Raw genomic sequence first — 4,019 nt, forward strand, 5'->3', positions numbered from 1 at the left:
CGTCACTTTCCCTATAGAAGGACATATAAAAAATCCTATTTTTTCCTTCTATTACTTTCATTTCACCTTCAACTGGATGATTCTTACTGTATTTTTTAACTAATTCTTTCAAATCTTTTAAATCTTTTGGTGGATTCAGAATCATGTAATGCTTTCTAAGAGTTACTATTTCTTCATCCTTTTTACCAACGATTTGTTCTGTATTGGCAATTTCGAAAATCTTTGTTTCCCCGCTTGATTCCTCATTCTTTGTACATCCAATTAAGTATAATGGAATGAAGAATATACCAATAATCAAAACTAGAATTTTTAAATTAACTTTAATTGCTCAATTCCCCCTCGAATGGGATATCCATTTCCATTAAAGTAACAAAGGGTTTATATTCCCCATCATAATCTTCATAATGCTGTAAGACAAACCAAGAACGAAATCCTGCTAAGTTGACATACATTTTCTCCACATCTGGCTGATCTAGCCCAAAATGATCATATAAACGAACATGCATGACACCTTCAAAGTGATTGTTCTCTACTGAAAAATCTTTTACGGATATCGTATTCCCCCACGTATCATTTACCGTAATGGTAAGTCCGCCTATTCTATCACTCCAGCTGCTAAACGTCGGGTAAGAAGCATTATCCTGTATATTTTGATAAAATGTATTAGTTGCTTTTGTACTTTCATCAAACCGAAGTGCTCCCAAATTTCCTCCATTTTTCTTTAGCTCATCAACTAAAGCATTTTTGACAAATTCAACATAGTCTTTTGTTGTCTCATGCTCACTCGCTTTTTTAGTTAAAGTCTGACTACTATACGCTGTACCAGTTCCCTCCTCAAAATGATCAATCATATCTAAAACAACATCTTCCATTTCTCCCGTAGAAAATAAGCTTGTGGACATTGTCTCGAACTCATCAAAGAGAATACCTGGGAAATATGATTCTAGTAATTGAAAATTGAACATCCAGCTAATGTCAGTCATTTCATCTCCTGTATAATCATTTGTTGTCATATCATTCGCTACATTTCCATTTTCATCATAACCTTCTGGTCGATCTGATTGAAAAATGACTAAATTGGATAAATTAGCGTACAACGGTTTTGAATCCTCATTATCAAAAATTCCATCTCCATCACTATCTTTTTGGTCTGGTAAACTGGTTGGAAAGAAACCTTCAAAATGAATCGTAATTCCAAAAATCTCAAACGTGAATGTTCTGAATGGACCCATTTCTTGCCCATCGGTTAATCCATCTTCGTCACTATCTTTCATGTCAGGATTAGTGTAGATTATACCGTATGGTGTTTTCATTCCTTCCGTTTCATAGGTATCGTATAAGCCATCCCCATCTGAATCTATCTCTTCGCCACCTGAACCATCGCTTTTTACCCCAAGCTTCTTTGAGGAGTCAGTTTCCTTACTCCAAAGCTCCAGCCATTTTTTCTTATCAACAATCATAAATTCACTAAGCTGAGTAGTTTCCACACTTATTGTATTCTTACTTGTATCTAACACAGCGTTAAGGCTTTCAAACATTTCCTCATCTTCATTATACCAAATAATGCCTAAATCATGTTCCGATGTGTCTCCAAGCTGTGCTTCATCATAAGTAAACTTAATGCTTGCTTTATCAAATTCTGATTGAGTATTGATCCCTACAGGAAAACCAATCAGACCGTATAAATTAGCTGTTTTAATATTACCTTTGTTTGCTGTAATTCTAGTCGTTTTATTTATATTATCCGTTGCACTAAAACTAACTTCTACACTAGTAATTTCTGATTGATCAGGCTGATTCAATGATTGACTAATAGATTGTTTATGGAGTTCTTGTGAATCCGTGATCTCGTCATTATCACTGTCTGCAACATTCGGATTTGTCTTTAAAGCAAATTCATCTCCATCACCTAATCCATCGCTATCTGTATCATCCTTATTAGGTAATGAATCAAACTGTTGTACTTCAAATCCGTCAGTTAAGCTATCTTGGTCGGAATCTTTCTTCATTAAAGCTGTTTGATAAACCTGCTCGTCTTTATTATTCAGGCCGTCTCCATCGCTATCTTCATCTGCGTCACTTATGCCATTATGATCTGTATCATATTTTATTGGGGAAATAGATGATTTGATCTCATATTCAATATTGTCCTTTAAACTATCCCCATCTGTATCCATTTTAAATGGATTCATTCCCTCTTGGAATTCTATTCCATCTGTTATCGTGTCACCGTCCGTGTCAGATGTAGATTCAAAGAATTCTGTGTTAAATGTATAGCCTGCTTTTTCAAGTCCGAATAACACTTGTTTATATGCATTTTGATAGGACTTTGATGCAGGGATACCTAGATCTTTTTCTAGAAACTCATTACCTTTTTCAGACATTTTCACAGCGTTATCCAAATGAGCTTTTATTTTATTTCCATTTTGATCCGATTGATCAGAGATATCTTTTAAGATGCCGATAGCATTTTTATTGACAATTTTATCCGATAAATAAAAATTAAAGAGTATATCTGCAAGTAATACTTCAGTTGGTTTTTTAAAATCGTTATTTGATGCATAGCCCCATAGATATATTGTTAACTTATGTTTGATATTCAAGAGCAGATCACTTTTTAGAACCACCTCTTTTAAATACTCCTCTTGAACTGCTTGTTCATATTGGTTAATCAATTGTTCAAACATTTCAAGTTCATTCATATCTGTTTGCTTAACGTCTCCGGTTTTATCAAGTTCCCCAATCAGAGTATCTAGTGCATTAGAATCTAACCTAGCATTAGAATCTTTTATGACTGTTACGAAACGCTTTAATTCATTTATTGCAACCTTCTCATAGATTAATCCATCTCTGGTATCCTCATAGAATTCATATTCACTTAACCACTGTTTTACATTTTCCTCACTAGAATTCTTTTGTTGTCCTTGATTAGCATCGTTAATACCCTTAGCCACCACTGTTTGCCCAATTCCGCCGAAAACAATTGCAAAGCTCAATAAAATACTCAGCATACTTTTTATTTTATTTTTCAAAATGAAAATCTCCTCAATAAAAATATTAATTTAACCTATAAAAATATAACGATATTGAGAGAAGCTGCATGCATTTACTATGGTGGATACTAATAAAACTTATGTGGTTTAATGATCGAAGCATACGATATAGTGGTTCCCATCCAAATAAATATTGTCAAAATCCTTAAGATAATGTCATTAAATCGACTCCTTTACAAGTGTTATTTTTCTAATAGCAACTAGTTGGTAGCTATCAAAAGTATATGTGGTAATATATCCCAAACAATATGAATACTGAATTTTCTAAAAAATATTAAATCAGAAAGACATCTAATATTTAAGTGTCTTGTCTTTTTAATTTACCAAACATAAATAAATCTTTGACACAATATATTTACGGCCTGTAAACCAATGAATAAATCCCGTTTCGCTCCCCAACCGTTAATATGAAACGTGTTAGGGGGATGATGCTTTTTGGTCCTTAGACTGTGGCGAAAATGCAAAAAGCATTGAAGAGCATAAAATAAACAGAAACAGCTCTTATAATTCCTTGAGGGATAAATTCATTTTTTCTTTTTTTCTCCCTAAAAAATAATCTTATCAACTAAGTATTAGTTTACAGATTAAAAGTATGGATTATAAGGTAAATATTTCCTATTTATTTTTATAAGACTTATGAATTAATGATCTTTCTTTAGAGATTGAACCTATATATAGCCAATTTTCTTTAAAACTTTTGTTCAAGAAAATGGCCCGATTGTTGAACACAAGTTAAACACTACTCTTCAACAAAACTGCTCCTTTAGTTCAACAAGAAAAAAAATGACCGCCGCGGCGATCACATCATCCTAAACAAAAAGCACCCGTTAAAGCAATAAGGATTATATTTCTTCTTGATATATTTCTGATTTTATTGGCATCAAATTTATTGGTATTTTAAACTCCTGAAGACTTTCTATATGATTAAAAAAATCATATATGTCATCATAATCCATTGACCATTCT

At 32.9% G+C, this 4,019-nt stretch carries 2 protein-coding genes; both read right to left on the minus strand.

Annotated features, from left to right (window positions below):
* A partial coding sequence (locus tag V7659_RS27270) for a hypothetical protein (protein WP_335543213.1) occupies positions 1-298 on the minus strand: 298 nt, incomplete at its 3' end.
* A 22-nt stretch (positions 299-320) separates the two neighbouring features.
* Entirely contained in the window at positions 321-3,032 is a 2,712-nt protein-coding gene (locus tag V7659_RS27275; RefSeq protein WP_335543214.1) for a DUF3289 family protein, read from the minus strand.
* Positions 3,033-4,019 lie beyond the last annotated feature (987 nt).

Source organism: Neobacillus drentensis (assembly GCF_036966985.1).
Lineage (GTDB): Bacteria > Bacillota > Bacilli > Bacillales > Cytobacillaceae > Neobacillus > Neobacillus drentensis_E.